This is a genomic window from Halobacillus sp. 12SKB (assembly GCF_052941655.1).
Genome location: NZ_JBRFWR010000001.1, coordinates 2,974,833 through 2,989,482, shown reverse-complemented (window position 1 = coordinate 2,989,482; position 14,650 = coordinate 2,974,833). Strand labels below are relative to the sequence as shown.

The 14,650-nt window shown below is 43.6% G+C and carries 17 protein-coding genes and 1 riboswitch; of the genes, 4 read left to right on the top strand and 13 right to left on the bottom strand.

The window, feature by feature from the left end; all coding sequences use genetic code 11:
* Positions 1-78: 78 nt before the first annotated feature.
* The 3 genes from ACQ4XT_RS14905 to ACQ4XT_RS14895 are packed head-to-tail and all read left to right on the top strand — an operon-like array spanning position 79 to position 1,169.
* On the top strand, positions 79-300 hold the full coding sequence (locus tag ACQ4XT_RS14905) for a spore coat associated protein CotJA (protein ID WP_446854365.1): 222 nt from the start codon (positions 79-81) through the stop codon (positions 298-300).
* The gene (locus tag ACQ4XT_RS14900) at positions 297-566 is read left to right on the top strand and encodes a spore coat protein CotJB (RefSeq protein ID WP_446854364.1); all 270 of its coding nucleotides are present in this window, start codon (positions 297-299) and stop codon (positions 564-566) included. Before ACQ4XT_RS14905 ends, ACQ4XT_RS14900 begins: the two co-directional genes overlap by 4 nt.
* 33 nt (positions 567-599) lie before the next feature.
* Positions 600-1,169: a manganese catalase family protein gene (locus ACQ4XT_RS14895; protein ID WP_146815984.1), complete on the top strand. Its 570-nt coding sequence runs from the start codon at positions 600-602 to the stop codon at positions 1,167-1,169.
* Positions 1,170-1,172: 3 nt separating this feature from the next.
* Here ACQ4XT_RS14895 and ACQ4XT_RS14890 read toward each other — a convergent pair whose 3' ends face one another.
* Genes ACQ4XT_RS14890 through ACQ4XT_RS14875 form a run of 4 tightly spaced genes read right to left on the bottom strand, consistent with a single transcriptional unit; the run spans position 1,173 to position 4,641 of the window.
* Positions 1,173-1,484, bottom strand: a complete 312-nt coding sequence (locus tag ACQ4XT_RS14890; RefSeq protein ID WP_446854363.1) for a hypothetical protein — start codon at positions 1,482-1,484, stop codon at positions 1,173-1,175.
* On the bottom strand, positions 1,477-2,073 hold the full coding sequence (locus ACQ4XT_RS14885) for a CPBP family intramembrane glutamic endopeptidase (protein WP_446854362.1): 597 nt from the start codon (positions 2,071-2,073) through the stop codon (positions 1,477-1,479). Before ACQ4XT_RS14885 ends, ACQ4XT_RS14890 begins: the two co-directional genes overlap by 8 nt.
* Entirely contained in the window at positions 2,070-3,581 is a 1,512-nt protein-coding gene (locus tag ACQ4XT_RS14880) for a RecQ family ATP-dependent DNA helicase (protein ID WP_446854361.1), read from the bottom strand. Before ACQ4XT_RS14880 ends, ACQ4XT_RS14885 begins: the two co-directional genes overlap by 4 nt.
* Positions 3,571-4,641, bottom strand: a complete 1,071-nt coding sequence (locus ACQ4XT_RS14875; RefSeq protein WP_446854360.1) for a YpbB family protein — start codon at positions 4,639-4,641, stop codon at positions 3,571-3,573. Before ACQ4XT_RS14875 ends, ACQ4XT_RS14880 begins: the two co-directional genes overlap by 11 nt.
* 131 nt (positions 4,642-4,772) lie before the next feature.
* Here ACQ4XT_RS14875 and ACQ4XT_RS14870 point away from each other — a divergent pair, with 131 nt between their 5' ends.
* Positions 4,773-5,024, top strand: a complete 252-nt coding sequence (locus ACQ4XT_RS14870) for a ferredoxin (RefSeq protein ID WP_115823726.1) — start codon at positions 4,773-4,775, stop codon at positions 5,022-5,024.
* A 39-nt stretch (positions 5,025-5,063) separates the two neighbouring features.
* Here ACQ4XT_RS14870 and ACQ4XT_RS14865 read toward each other — a convergent pair whose 3' ends face one another.
* The 9 genes from ACQ4XT_RS14865 to resB form a co-directional block, all read right to left on the bottom strand.
* Positions 5,064-5,513, bottom strand: a complete 450-nt coding sequence (locus tag ACQ4XT_RS14865) for a helix-turn-helix transcriptional regulator (protein ID WP_446854359.1) — start codon at positions 5,511-5,513, stop codon at positions 5,064-5,066.
* Positions 5,514-5,729: 216 nt separating this feature from the next.
* Entirely contained in the window at positions 5,730-6,956 is a 1,227-nt protein-coding gene (locus tag ACQ4XT_RS14860) for a hypothetical protein (protein ID WP_446854358.1), read from the bottom strand.
* Entirely contained in the window at positions 6,943-7,485 is a 543-nt protein-coding gene (gene sigX / locus ACQ4XT_RS14855; RefSeq protein ID WP_446854357.1) for an RNA polymerase sigma factor SigX, read from the bottom strand. The genes ACQ4XT_RS14860 and sigX overlap by 14 nt, the downstream gene beginning before the upstream one ends.
* Before the next feature lie 337 nt (positions 7,486-7,822).
* Positions 7,823-8,338 carry an ECF transporter S component gene (locus tag ACQ4XT_RS14850; RefSeq protein ID WP_446854356.1) on the bottom strand — a complete coding sequence of 172 codons (516 nt, stop codon included), beginning with the start codon at positions 8,336-8,338 and terminating at the stop codon, positions 7,823-7,825.
* A gap of 3 nt (positions 8,339-8,341) precedes the next feature.
* Complete coding sequence (locus ACQ4XT_RS14845; protein ID WP_446854355.1) at positions 8,342-8,743, bottom strand: DUF4430 domain-containing protein; 402 nt, start codon at positions 8,741-8,743, stop codon at positions 8,342-8,344.
* 208 nt (positions 8,744-8,951) lie between these two features.
* Positions 8,952-9,131: riboswitch (cobalamin riboswitch) on the bottom strand.
* Between the two features lie 45 nt (positions 9,132-9,176).
* Complete coding sequence (locus ACQ4XT_RS14840; protein ID WP_446854354.1) at positions 9,177-10,961, bottom strand: ATP-binding protein; 1,785 nt, start codon at positions 10,959-10,961, stop codon at positions 9,177-9,179.
* Positions 10,961-11,677: a response regulator transcription factor gene (locus tag ACQ4XT_RS14835; protein WP_446854353.1), complete on the bottom strand. Its 717-nt coding sequence runs from the start codon at positions 11,675-11,677 to the stop codon at positions 10,961-10,963. Before ACQ4XT_RS14835 ends, ACQ4XT_RS14840 begins: the two co-directional genes overlap by 1 nt.
* Positions 11,678-11,783: 106 nt before the next feature.
* Positions 11,784-12,974: a c-type cytochrome biogenesis protein CcsB gene (gene ccsB / locus ACQ4XT_RS14830; RefSeq protein WP_446854352.1), complete on the bottom strand. Its 1,191-nt coding sequence runs from the start codon at positions 12,972-12,974 to the stop codon at positions 11,784-11,786.
* 18 nt (positions 12,975-12,992) lie between these two features.
* A complete protein-coding gene (resB, locus tag ACQ4XT_RS14825; protein ID WP_446854351.1) occupies positions 12,993-14,624 on the bottom strand; it encodes a cytochrome c biogenesis protein ResB in 1,632 nt (543 codons plus the stop codon).
* Positions 14,625-14,650 lie beyond the last annotated feature (26 nt).

Here is a 14,650-nt window from a genome sequence, read left to right as displayed (position 1 = left end):
GCCGGCTAATATCCTGCCTGGATCGAATAGGACAAGAAAGGGACACATAAAATTCCAAGGAAAAGGATGTGATTCAGGATGTACACACCAATCAAATGCTACCAGCCTTACCGTGGCCCTTTCGATCCTTGTCCGCCTAGAGGGACGATTTGTTACCAAACACCTCCAAACCTTTATTTAGGGTTTCAGCCTCCAAATTTGCAACAATTCCCTATTCAAGAAGCTTTGTATAAAGGAACTCTCTGGCCGGCATTGTATGATCCATACCCTACACCATTAGAGAAAGGAGCAAAACGATGAAGCAAGCGGCCGATCCTGCAAAAGACCGATATGCTTTAATGGAAAAGATTCAGATGGTGGATTTCGCTTTGGTGGAACTTACCCTCTACCTGGATACCCATCCACAGGACACTCAGGCGATCCAGCAGTTCAATCAGCTTGCCGTTGAAAGCAGGGATCTGAAATCTGCCTATGAGCAGCGCTTTGGGCCTTTAAGGCAGTACGGAGGCAGTTTTTCAGGGTATCCATGGAATTGGGGCGACAGCCCGTGGCCATGGCAATTATAACCCTTCATTCATGAAGGAAATAGGAGGGCGCTTATGTGGTATTACGAAAAGAAGTTACAATATCCTGTAAAAGTAACAGAATGCAATCCAAGGCTTGCAAAATATTTAATTGAACAATATGGAGGAGCGGACGGCGAATTATCCGCAGCCCTTCGTTACCTGAATCAGCGGTACAGTATACCGGATAAAGTGATCGGGCTTTTAACAGATATCGGCACAGAGGAATTCGCCCATTTAGAAATGATCGCCACGATGATCTATAAACTTACGAAAGATGCTACACCGGAGCAGATGAAAGCAGCTGGACTTGGCGCGCATTATGCAAACCACGATCATGCTTTGTATTACAATAATGCAGCCGGGAGCCCGTGGACAGCCACTTATATCCAGGCGAAGGGAGATCCGATTGCTGATCTATATGAGGATATTGCTGCTGAGGAGAAAGCCAGAGCTACCTATCAGTGGATCATTAACATGTCCGATGACCCTTGTTTGAATGACAGTCTGAAATTTTTACGTGAACGAGAAGTGGTTCATTCCCAAAGGTTCAGAGAAGCGGTTGAAATACTTAAGTTCGAAAGGGATCGCAAGCAATTTTTCTAAAGGTCACCGCTCTACCGTGATTGGTTCATGGTAGGGCGTTTCTTCTATGATGCCCGGTTCAGGAAAGGTTTGTCCGAACCACACATCCCAATAAGGATAGGATAGGATCACAATGATCAAAATAAGAAGGATGACAAAGAGGAAGCGCATCCAAATCGCATTCACCTTCCATCTCGTCTTTTCTTTCCTTCCTTCATGAACATCTTTTCTCGGAGGCAGATCCAGGATATCTAACTCTTCCTTCTCAAACCCTTCCTCCTTTGTGTATCCCCTCAACTTTTCTGCTTGATCTTCTGATGAATGCTGATCACTCATCGGCTTCCCCCCATTTTCCGAAACGTATCCAAAAAGCTAAGACAACATCAATAAGGAAATGTGCCAGGATGGTCACAAGTAAATTACCGGTCACCTCATACATATAACCGATAAAAAAACTGACAAATAAAACCGAAACAAATAACACGATTTTTGTTAAGTAACGGATATGCATAACGGCAAAGAGGACACTGGCAATGACATATCCAAACTCTGCATGCAGGACCCCGCGGAATAACATTTCTTCACTCACCGCAACCAGCAAGGTAATTCCTACAATACTTAAGCTGGAACGATTCTTAAACACTTTGACATTAATCCCGCCATCATCGTACATCCTTTGAGGTAAACGATACACGAGAAAAAGGTCAATGAGAAGCACCATAAGTCCTGGGAGGAACCCATATACCAACAGTTCGTTCGCGTGAAAATCAAATTGACTGCTCCAATCGGCCCAAAAGGCGTCAAAAAGGAATACACTTCCTATAAGTGCAAGGATCAGTATGCTCAACTGAGTTAGAACCAACTGTAATGTAATTTCCCGGTCGTCCATTTCCATAATCAGTTCTGATTGACTCTTTCGTTTCATAAACCGACTCCTTGTTTAAAAATAAGCCTTAAGCGATCTTCCCAGCTGAATGTATCATATGTTTGTCTCTCCTCCTGGAAAGATAGCTCACCTATGCTGAAATCACATCTGTCGCAGCATGGGACGGCAGGCTTCCGGATCATGTCCTGAAACGGTTTATACAACGCTTCTCTGCGACAATCGGATACATGAATCCACCTCAACATTTCATTCAGTTTGTTGTGTTTATACTGCCATCTCTCCTCTAAGAAGCGATGAATTTCTTGAATGAGTTCAGGGGATACGCCTATTAATCTTCCGCGATGCAATGCACCTTCTTCTTCTAATTGAAGCTTGATAAAGTTCCACTGAGATTCGGATAATTCAAAACGTTCGATCATGACATCATCTTCAGGAACTTCTTCTCCTTGTTTTTTTCTTAAAAAGGAAAACACCTGTTGAAGGTCATTTTTTCCCGGTAATTCACTCTGTATGAGCCTTTGAGGCAGGAAATGGTCCTGACGTGTATAGAGCAGAAGACTAACAGCCGCTCCCCCGTCCCGTCCTGCCCTGCCAACCTCTTGAATAAAGGATTCCAATTGAGGGGGCAAATGGAAGTGTATGACGATTCGTATGTCTTTCTTGTCTACACCCATTCCAAAGGCACTCGTGCAACAAATGACATCCAATTGATTGTTCATGAACTGCTGCTGCACCAGCATTCGATCTGTTTGTTCCATACCACCATGGTAAAAAGCGACTCTCTGCTTCAAACGGTCCCTCAGTTCAAAACTAACCTTTTCCGCCCACTGCCGGCTTGAAAAATAGATCATCGTCGGGGCCAGGTTCTTCTGGAGCAATTGAACAATCCGTTCCGTTTTTTCTTCAGGATTACTGCATTCTTCAACAGCAAAACTAATGTTTTGTTTATCCATCGGATAGATTCTTTTTGTCATGTGAGGAAGTCTCAGCTTCTCCATGATGTCCCGCTGCACATCAGGGGTAGCCGTTGCACTTAAGGCCATTACGGTTGGGTGCCCAAGGTTTTCGATGGTCTGGTGAAGCTTGAGATAATCTGTTCTAAACTCGTGTCCCCACTGAGAAATGCAGTGGGCTTCGTCTATAACAAAGAGATTGACATCCATGCGATTCAAACGTTGCTGCAACCAATCGTTTTGCAGCATTTCTGGTGAAATATAGACTAGAGAATATTTATGAAGGTTTTTTAATACAGCATTTCTTTCCGACTGATCCATGAAACTGTTCATAGCTGTAACTGCCTTAAAACCAGATGCTTTCAATTGCTTCACCTGATCCACCATTAATGATATGAGTGGAGAAACGACAAGTGTTGTACCACCAAGGATCTTGGCAGGAAGTTGATAGCATAGCGATTTCCCTGTTCCGGTAGGTAAGATTCCTAATACGTCATTGCCCTCGAGAACATCTGTAATCACTTCTCTCTGCCCTTCCCGGAATTCGTTAAAGCCGAAATTTTCTTTCAGTACTGAACCTAGATCATACCTCATCCTGTGTCATACCTTCCTTTATTGCATGCTGGCCTTTCGCTAGTGCGAGGCGCAATTCAAAATAGTCATATTTTCCTTCCAGTGCTTCATGGATTTGCTTCAGCTTTTTTGTATTCATTTGACTTCCCATTTTATTGATCTCTCGTACGTCTTCTTCACTCAAAAAGGATGTGATGGAAAAGTCCGGGATGATTAACGCAGATTCTACGATGTGGTCTTGGATGGTGCTTTTTTTCAATCTCCTTACTTTCATAATTTCCTGCAAGCTCAAACCCTGCTTCATATATTGATACGTTTTTCCAGCAGACTTTGTAATTAAGTTTGTCGCGTCGAGCCCTTTCGTACAAAGGTGGAGGACAGGGTAGTCATCCTTTTTTGTTTTGGATTCCAGAAATAAATAATAGTGAGTATGTTGCAGCATGAGCTCGACATCTTCTACATTCAACTTGAACTCCCTTTTGAGCTGATCGATTGTCATGCCGATCACTCCACCCCCTGTCAAGCGATGGGCGAACAAATCAGCTTGAAGCGATGGATGTTTCACTAGTAAATGGTGGATTTCTTCATACATCGATTCTACCATTTTCGGTAATTTATCCTGGAATTGATGATAAACCGTACGCACCCATTTCTGTGTGGCGAAATCATCCACGATGGGTACATATTGGTGAATGCCCGCATGGGTGTTCGCCACCGTCTGTAACAAAAGATAGACTCTGTTCATAAAAGTAGGAATGACATCATGCCAGATCATACCTTCAAAGTATTCTAGTTCATAAACAGGGAAGGAAGACAATTGCTTAATCCCTTCAGCAGTTATAGTAGGGAATGATTGTTCATTGATTTGAATACACCCGTCCCGAACCAGCTTTTGAACCTGCGTTTCCAATGTCTCACGCTTCAGTGATGGATAAACACCGAAAAATTTATCAAGCTCGTACCCTTTGGCATCCTGTAATGTTTGCGAAGACCGCTTGCCTGTCAGTAAGTGATAAATGCCGGAAACTGTACGCTCCCCTCTGAATCGATCCACACACGTTAAAACCAAATGACCAAACATCTTCTTCCCCCTTTCCGTACTTGTTCAATATGGTTTAGTTGAAAACCAATCATGTGCGATTTACAATAAACGTTGTACTTATGTATTCCATTCCTTGATCATACAGCAAGTCTCATGAAGGAGGTCGTTCTATGGCCAAATATACCATCGTAGATAAAGAAACCTGCATTGCTTGCGGGGCCTGCGGTGCTGCTGCCCCTGATCTATATGATTACGATGATGAAGGTATCGCTTATGTGGTCCTTGATGATAACGAGGGTACAGAGGAAGTTCCGGAGCTGTACGAAGAAGACATGGAGGATGCATTGGAAGGGTGTCCTACAGATTCCATAAAAATATCTACTGCCCCATTTCACGGAGACCCTTTGAAATACGAAGAGTAATGGACCTCGAGACCAAAAGCCCCTTAAAAAGGGGCTTTTTTATTTGACTAGTTGTTCAAAACGGATCTCCGCCTCCGTCCGGTCAATGGTAGAGAACATACGATAATCCTCGGAATCAATGATTCTATAGTGGTGACTAATCAGGTTTTGCTGAAGGGTGTAGTTTTCCCCTTCTGCAATCGTCTGCCACCATACTTTCCCACCAAGCGTCTTCTTTCCTTGAGGCTCTACTTGCTCATGGGCTATGGTTTCCACGATTTCTACAGGAGCATCACCTAACACGCCTTTCAAAACATCGCTCTCTTGAAACAGAGCACATATGGCGACAACGGTTGTCCAGCCGGCCAAAGTTCTTTGTTTTTCAATCTGAACAAGGGTCTTTTTAGATAATCCGAGAATATCCGCCATTTTGTCCTGCGTATATCCATGCTCGACACGAATCAATTTTATTTTTTCAGATACCTTTGTACGCACTTCCTGTTTATCCATTACCTATCGTCCCCTTTACTACGTTCCTCTATTTTAACACGAGCAAGAGGGGCAATCCTAGAACAAAGGCTCTGGGAGTGTTCGGATAGACAAGAAATATATCAGTAGAAATTCAGAAGAAGGGTAGACTCCCTAATCCCGCTATATGGCGACCGCTCTATCCTTTCTAATGAATATAAAGAACCCTCGGCAGTCACTGCTGAGGGTTCTAGGTCATTACTTCGCAACAGGGTTGATTCTTTGCGGAACATCAATCGGCTCTTCAAGGTCATAGGTGGAAAACTCGCTTACGTTGATCCCATTGAACTTGACTTTTTCAAAACCAAACTGGCCTGCTGTTGCAAGGATAGCTTCAACCATAGTCAAAAGCTGCTGTTCACTTGCCCATGATTCATGTTGAAGATTTATATTCACCGTTTGTTGATCAACTGTCGTTGAAGTGAACTGAACATGTTCCGGCACGGCCGGTGTCACAAAGAGACCTTCCCCTGTTTCTTTCATCAGTGAAAGAGCATCGCGGAACGTCGGAGAACCATCCACAGATATAGGAGCCAGTAAACGTTCAGATGAACCTTCATATTGATACAATTGAAAGATGTACTCTCCTTGTTGAATAACAGGAACTTCGGTGATTTCTCCGTAGCTTCCTAGAATGACAGGGTTCCCCGATTCTGTTTGAACCGTGATTTCTTGCAGTTGAAAGTCAGCCAACTCCCAACGGATACTTTCTATGATCGCATTTGCCCACGCAGCTCCACTAACCGTGAAATCATCAGGAAACGTAACAGCAGCCCGACCTTCTTTTTCATCTACCTCATATTCCATTTCACTTACAGCTCTCTCAGCTAAACCGTACCTCTCAGGCGAAAATGCGCTGGACTCCTGCTGGCTCTGGAGTGTAGGAAGAATGACTTCAGCATTTTTACCTGGATAAGAAAGCGTAATAAAACTCCCGTCGTCACTCTGTAACACCAGTGATTCAAGCTCGGTCTCCACTGATTCCTGTTCTTCTTGAAGGTTTGAATCATTCTCTTGGGATCCTTCCTCTTGGTTTTCTTCTGGAGGGAGACTTTCCTCTTCGCTGGAGGGTTCGGCTTCCTGGACTTCAGCGCTTTCCTCTTCCCCTTCTAAAATGGGTGCATCAAGGGAAGGACCCGTTTCCTGATTTGCTGTGGAAGATTCTGTACTTTCATTCGCATGATCGGCAGTATCTTCGACGGTAAGCAAACCATTGTTACTAAAAAAGACAGGAATGAACACAGCAAGTACCAACAAAACAGCGATCGTAGCTAATCCAGGAAACACCCATGGAGCTACTTTTCTTTTTGGTGTATGAACACGGGATGAAACCTTTTGGTAAAGCATTTCTTTCGATTGGCGGTCTTCCATAGAAGGGAGTTTCCCTAATACCTTTTTGATATCTTCGTCGTTACGCTTCTTCACGGTCTCCCCTCCCTTCTTCAATGTCTTCAAGTATTTCCTTAAGAGCTTTCATAGCTCGATGTTGAGTCGTCTTCACTTTACTCTCACTCCAGCTTAAGATTTCTGCTGTTTCTTTTATAGACATTCCTTGAATGAAACGGAAAATCAGCACACTCCGCTGATCAACCGTACATTTGTCCAGAGCTTGATAGACTTGTTGAATTTCATCATTCTGCACGGCAATCTCTTCGGGCATTTTATTCTGGTCTTTGATTTGCTCCCCTTTCTCACTCCAATCAAAGAACTCCATGAATCGGTTTCTCTTTCTTTTTTGTTTGCGGAAATAATCAATGGCTACGTGCCTGGCTATGGAAAACAACCATGTTTTCTCTGAGCTTTTTCCATTGAATGATTCATATGATTTCATGACCCTCACATATACATCCTGAACCAAGTCCTCAGCAAGACTTCTGTCCTTGACCATATAGATAAGAAACTGAAAAAGGTCATGGTGATAGTTTTCGTATAGTTCGTCAAAGAACGTTCGCAATGGTGGTACCTCCTGGGTCACTTTAGTAGTCGTTTTATGTATGAAAAAAGTTACACTATCTATCTTAATATGCCAAAAAAGAAAAAGGAACCGCGTTTCCAAAAGAAAATCACCTGCCCATCACCTCTATTCCAACTTCAACTATATCTCCCTTTACTTGAAGGCTCAGTTTCGAAACGTTTGTGTGATTCTAGGGACTCCCGCGGAAAGCGAGTCATTCCCCTCCGCCCCGACCCTAGCACAAAAGCCTCGAAATCAAGTCTTAAAGAATCCTGCCCTTAACTTTAATAAACGATCCGGCTAAGAGAGCAAAAAAAGCTACCCTTGGTTTGGGTAGCTAAGTGACTTTCGATATGGCGTTTCTTTTTTCGTAGCGTTGGAAAAGTGTTCCGAGTATTGGAGATAGCGCCAATATGAACACAGTATTAGAAATCGCATGATTGATATCCATCGGGAGACCCGCTAAATAGTACGCCCAAAATGGCTGTCCTGCTGCCCGCATCGTCAAAGAAAGAATAACTCCGAAGAAAAGGCCGCTGACAAAGCCATAGATGGAAAGACCCCAATACGGCAATTTCGACCAATATTTCCCTAGAAGTCCAGCAATGATGCCTATGATTGACCAGGCGATAATCTGCCAGATGGTCCAAATCCCCATCCCCAGCAACACATTGGATACAAAGGTCGTGAGCAGAGCGATGAGAACCCCTGCACTAGGTCCGAGCCAGAAGCCCGCAATAATAATAATGGCTGTTACCGGCTGGATGTTCGGAAAGTGGGCTAAAGCCATCCTTCCTGCTATGGCTAAGGACGCGAGCATGGCTATCAATGTAAGCTTATACGTATTCATCATTCATCATTCCCAAGATTGATAATCAAAAACGATTTCGTCTCCATCCTCTACTTCGTATTCATTCGCTCCAACCATGGCTTCATCCCCGTTAATGGTGTACATCCAAGCCATTTTTTCTTCCTGGTTCCCAGCAATTCCTTCAATGCTGTTAATGAACCCTTCGGACTGTTCTACTTCATAGTTATCTTCCATGACTTCCATGAGGGTGGTTCCTTCTTCTACCGTAATTTCATCTTCAGCCATCATTTCTTCGCCATTGTTTTTAGATACCTGTACTTGTACCGTAACTTCCTGTACTTGTTCTTCTTGAGTCGCCGATGTTTCCTTTTCCTCTTGTGTACCACAGCCTGCTAGTACAGCAACAGCTAGAATCATGGCTGTTAAAACAGTGTTCCATTTTCTCATAACCATCTCTCCCTTTTCTTTTTATTTCACGGCCAGGAGGAGAGAAAAGCAGAGACAACCAAGTAACATGTATGGTAGACATCGTAAAATTCTTTTCTATCAAAAAAAGCTTACCCTTCTACAAGGGTAAGCTTAAGACAAACGAAAGGATAAGATCTACGTTTCACGTCATACCGATCGGTTGTCTCAAATGCTCAATCCCCGAAGCTTTGAAACATTGGATCAGGCAGGTCTACTGACTTGTGCGTCATCCTAATCAGGATCCTTCCCATACCGATGGCACAGTGGAATTTCCTTTTCGTCTACACTTACAGTTGCGAGGACAGCTCTGGTTTTGCACCAGATTCCCTATTAGGTCTTTTCAGACACCTGAATCCTCTTCATATGAAGTTTCCATAAACAAGATTACAACAATTTTCCGAATATAGCAACATTATTTTTCCTTATGTGAAAAGGGGACCTTAAAAGTGAACGTTGTCCCTTCTTTCAACTTGCTATGCACACTGATGGTGCCTTCGTGAGCTTCTACAATGTTTTTCGCAATGGCAAGCCCAAGACCTGTCCCTTTTTTATAATTTTTATTTTCACGTTTTCTCGATTTATCTGCTTTATAGAAACGTTCAAATACAAATGGAAGATCTTCCTCGGCGATTCCGTACCCGGAGTCTTTGACACTTGCAATCCATTCATTGTCCTCTTTTTCAAGAATCACCTGAACCTCACTACCCGGATCGGAATGTCGGATCGCATTATCAATCAAGTTTGTAAACACTTGCTCAATGCGGTCAGGATCAAAGTCGAGAAACCCGAACTCTCCTTCGACCTTCAACTGAAGGTCCACTTCCTTTTCATTGGCGATTCCACTGAATTTACGAATGATCTTGTTCATGAAAGGCTCCATTTCCACCGACTCTTCGTTCAACTGAATATGTCCCGCTTCCATCCGTGCAATATCCAGCAGCTCATTTACAAGACGGCCGATTCTTAACGATTCGTCATGGATGATTTGCGCGAGTTCATTTTTGTCTTCTTTTGATTCAGCAATGTCATCTACAATAGCTTCACTATATCCCTGAAGCATGGAAATGGGAGTTCGCAGTTCATGGGATACATTCGCGATGAAATCTTTACGAAGCTTGTTCAATCTTCTTTCTTCTGTCATATCCCGGAGCACCGCGACGGCCCCACGTACTTTTTCTTTGTCATACAAAGGTGTCATGATGATGACCCAGGACCTGCCTTGCAATGTCATTTCGATCATGGATTCATTCTCATCAGTGATGACATCGTTAAACAAATCCATCAGTGGTTCTGGAAGGGACGTTTGATCAGCCGAGGTTGATGCAGCGTTCTTTTCAAACTCATAGGCTTCTAAATATTGTTGGGCAGGAGGATTGGAAATGAGCACATTCCCTTCCCTGTTAAACGTAATGACACCATCTGCCATCGACCTCAAAATGCCTGAGAGTTGTTCTTTTTCCTGATTCAGAGCGTTAATATGAAACTTCAACTCCCGGCCCATCCGATTAAAAGCCATCGCCAATTCACCGATTTCGTCATGGGTACGTATAGGAATCTTCGTGTTAAACTCGCCTTTGGCAAGTTCGAGAGCTCCTTCTCTCATTTTAATTAAAGGAGCTGTGATTCGAGTGGAGAGGAAAAAGGCAAAAATAGTCGTTAATACAATGGCAATTCCAGCACCCAGGAATATAATTTTCGTCGTCTGTTCAGACGTTTCCTCAATCGTATCCAGTGATTGGTAGACAAAGACAGCCCCGTCCCGGTTATCAAGCGGGGTACCGACAACCATGACCCCTGTCTCTCCATTTCCCAGATCAGCAACTTTTTTGACATCAGCGCCTTCATTCAAAACAGTTGCTGTATCTGCATCACTTTCAAACCATGCATAATCAAGCACGGGCAGAGAATCTGAATCACTTTCTGAAACCAGCTGCTCATCTTCACTCAATACAATGACCGCACGACTCGCAGGATCTTTGACAAGGGCTGTCGTTGAAAGTAAGAGGTCTTCCTCTTGTTCATAGCGGTCCACAACATCTGAAATCCGGTCCGCCGTTTGCAGCAAATGTCTTTCCGCTTCCACTACGTGATAGTTTTGAAAGAATTCAAGGAGAAGAACAGTCAAAATAAAAAGGACAAAACAAACCAATAGTAAGATGGTGAACCATAACTTCCCGACTACACTACGCCAGAACATCAGTCACCAGAGACCTCAAACTTATAGCCGATTCCCCAAACCGTAACAATCATCCCGGCTGCTTCTGCAGATACCTTGCTTAATTTTTCGCGGAGACGTTTGACATGCGTATCCACCGTCCGAAGATCGCCGAAAAATTCATACTGCCAGACTTCTTTCAACAATTGTTCCCTGTCAAAAACTTTATCCGGAGACTGGGCCATGTAATGAAGAAGTTCGTATTCTTTCGGAGTCAAAGCCACTTCCTTCCCATCAGCTGTCACACGATGGGCGTCATTATCGATCGTCATATGAGGGAAAACAAGCACGTTGCGGGCTGATGTTTCCGTTTCTAAAAACTTCGTGGAGGAACTCCTTCGCAAAAGCGCCTTCACTCGTAATACGACTTCTCTTGGACTGAATGGTTTAACAATATAGTCGTCCGTACCAACTTCAAAACCTTGCACACGATTAGCCTCTTCCCCTTTTGCCGTAAGCATGATCACAGGAGTGGCTTTCTTTTCACGCAGCTCTTTGCACACTGCAATTCCGTCTTTTCCCGGGAGCATCAAATCAAGCAGGATCACATCATATTCATTATGAAGAGCTTTTTGCAAAGCTTCATCCCCATCTTCTGCTTCATCAATGACATAATCCTCCCTTTCCAAATACATGCGAATCAGTCGTCGAATACGTTCCTCATCATCTACTACTAACACTTTGGCTTCTTGATCCATTTAAAAACCTCCAATTCATAGAATGGCTTCTCCTATGGTTTCATAACATATTATCCTTTACACAAAGGGCAGGCGGAGTTTTAAAATCTCGCCTGCCTTTTGTTTTTTATGCATAAGAATGTAAACCTGAAATAATTAAGTTGACCGCAATTAAATTGAACATGATGATTCCAAAACCACCAACGGCAAGCCAAGCAGATTTCATTCCCTGCCAGCCTCTAGAAAGGCGTAAATGAAGATAGGCCGCATAGAAGAAGAAAGTAATCAGGGCCCATACTTCTTTCGGGTCCCATCCCCAGAATCTATCCCAGGCCTGTTGAGCCCATATCATGGCAAAGATGAGTGCTCCCAATGTAAATACAGGGAAACCGATGGCCACGGCACGGTAGCTTACTTCATCGACCAGTTCAGGATTCACTTTTTTGTTTAAGAACGGCTGGATTGCTGCAGCGATCCGTTTTCTTAAGATCAGCCTTGTCCCCCAGTATAAGACCACTCCACCAAGCAGCGCCCATAGGAAGGTGTTGAACTTCTTAGCCGCATCCTCCCCGCGCATCCATTCCGGCGCCTGGAACAATGGTGACATAGCACCTTCAGTTATCAATTCTCCATTATAAGGTCCTGTAATGGCTGGCATGTTGTACGTAATCTCTGCTTGCTGCCCTTCAATCGGTGCATCAAAAGTCGCTTCATAATTCACGGCACTGAACGACGATGAAACGATAATGAAAGCAAGAGTTACGGCAATAATATAGATGACGAACTCGAGCCAGACCGTATGTTTTGAACGTTTGCTCTGATCCACCTGGCTGATCAGGAAAATCAACCCTGCCACAAAACTAACAGATAAAATTCCTTGACCAAGAGATGCCGTGGTTACGTGGATGTATAACCAGTGAGACTGTAAAGATGGTACCAGAGGTGAAATCTCTGTCGGGAACATGCTTGCGAATGCGATCAATAATAAAGCAATCGGCAAAGCAAATAATCCTAAGAGATCCACTCTGTAAATAAAGTAGAGAACGATGAATGCGAATACAAGCATCATTCCAAAAAACGTCGTGTACTCAAACAAATTACTGATCGGGGCGTGACCACTTGCGATCCACCTCGTTATAAAGTAACCGATTTGAGTTACGAATCCGATAATCGCAAGCGTTATTCCGATATTTCCTGCTACGCGGCTCTTCCCTTTCTTTTTATCGCGGATGGTTCCTGCAAAGAAGAAAGTCGCTATTAAATAGATGAAAAAAGCAGCATAGAGCAGATTGCCGCTTATGGCTGTCCAATCTCCCATAATTTCATCCTCCTGACTCTATGATTTCATTTCATACTGATCCTGAGGGGCCTCGATGTGAGTGCCTTCAATTGATTTCTCAATTTCCATTCTCAAGGCGTACCAGTTTTTATTCGTATGTCCTGCAATCCATGCTCCGTCTGATCTTGGCTGCAGCCAGATCCGGCGATGGTTCCAATACATCCCCTGGATAACGCCGATCATGAAGATCGCGCCACCAAGAGAAATAATCCCCAATGTATGATCCTTTTTCACGGTCAAGCCTGTGACGTCCCGCGTATCAAAACCTGTAAGACCAAGTTTATATTGGTTATTTTCTCCAGCACCGATATTCGCTCCTATACCTAGGAAACTAGTTTCAGGCGTTTCTTCACCTGGTGGGTACAAATTGAATACGAAAGCTGGGTTCTTCGGATACTTGGATACGGAAGCAGGTTGACCATCCTGCATTTCATACTCTGGAAAATAATTGACGACCTCTATCCGGAACCCGCCGTCCAGCTCATATGTAGATTGGGGGTCCGTCAAATCGACTGTAAACTCGCCATAGTTGGTATCTTCATCATCCTGGTCATGGATTTTGAATGACATTTCACTGAACTCGTCCAGTTGATAACTCGCCTGGTAGAGCGCAAAGTCTTCAAACTTCAATGGATTATTTAACGTTGCCGAACCTTCTTTGATCGGGTCAAGCTCAGGATCAGCTCCGGCGACTCCTTGATTCGTACGCTCGTAAATAACCGCGTCTGTCCGGAACGTTTTCGGGATTGCTCCATCCTGATTTTCAATGGCTTCTTTAAATTTTGCATCTTCCGGATTGTCTTTATCATAGGTTTCTAGAGTAAAGGATTCATTTTTTATATAGTACTCGCCTTCCGTACCAGGAATTAATGTCGTTTCCCCTTCTCTCACCCATACGTGTTCATCGACATAAAAAGCAGGGATAAACCGGAGTATTGCACCTAATAGGAAAATAATAAGACCGATATGATTGACATAAGGCCCCCACCTTGCAAAGCGGTTCTTCTCTGCCAGTATATGCCCATCTTGTTCATAAACCTTGAAGCGTCTTTTTTTCAAATTGGCTTTGAATGTTTCATAATCGATAGAATCCGATTTCGTCTCCCCGAACACCCGCTGTTTTTTCATGAAGAGTTCATGACGCTTTGGCTTCTGCCTTTTCAAAGTTTTATAAAGCGGGAAGAAACGATCGATGGATGCAATGACGATGGATATGCCGATCATGGCAATTAAAAGCATATACCACCACGAGCTGAAAAGGTCATGAAATCCGAGTTGATAATAAATCTGCCCGGCTATCCCGTATTGATCCTTATAGTGGGTTGCAGGATCTGCCCCGCCAATAAACACGGATTGAGGAAATATCGTTCCTATGGCAGATGCCACGACGGTGATAAAAATCAGGGTGACCCCTACCTTTACAGAGGAAAAGAAATTCCATATTTTATCAACGATCGTACGATTATACGTTTGTGAACGGCGGGCACTTCCATCGTAGCGCATGTTGAGCAGCTTTTTGTCTTCATTGCCATCGATGTGCTGGTTCTGCTCGACAGGTTTCCCGCAAGCTTCACAAAGGACCGTACCTTCAGGATTCACATGACCACATTCACAGGTAATCTCTTTCATAGTAAAACCTCACAATGTCAAGTAGA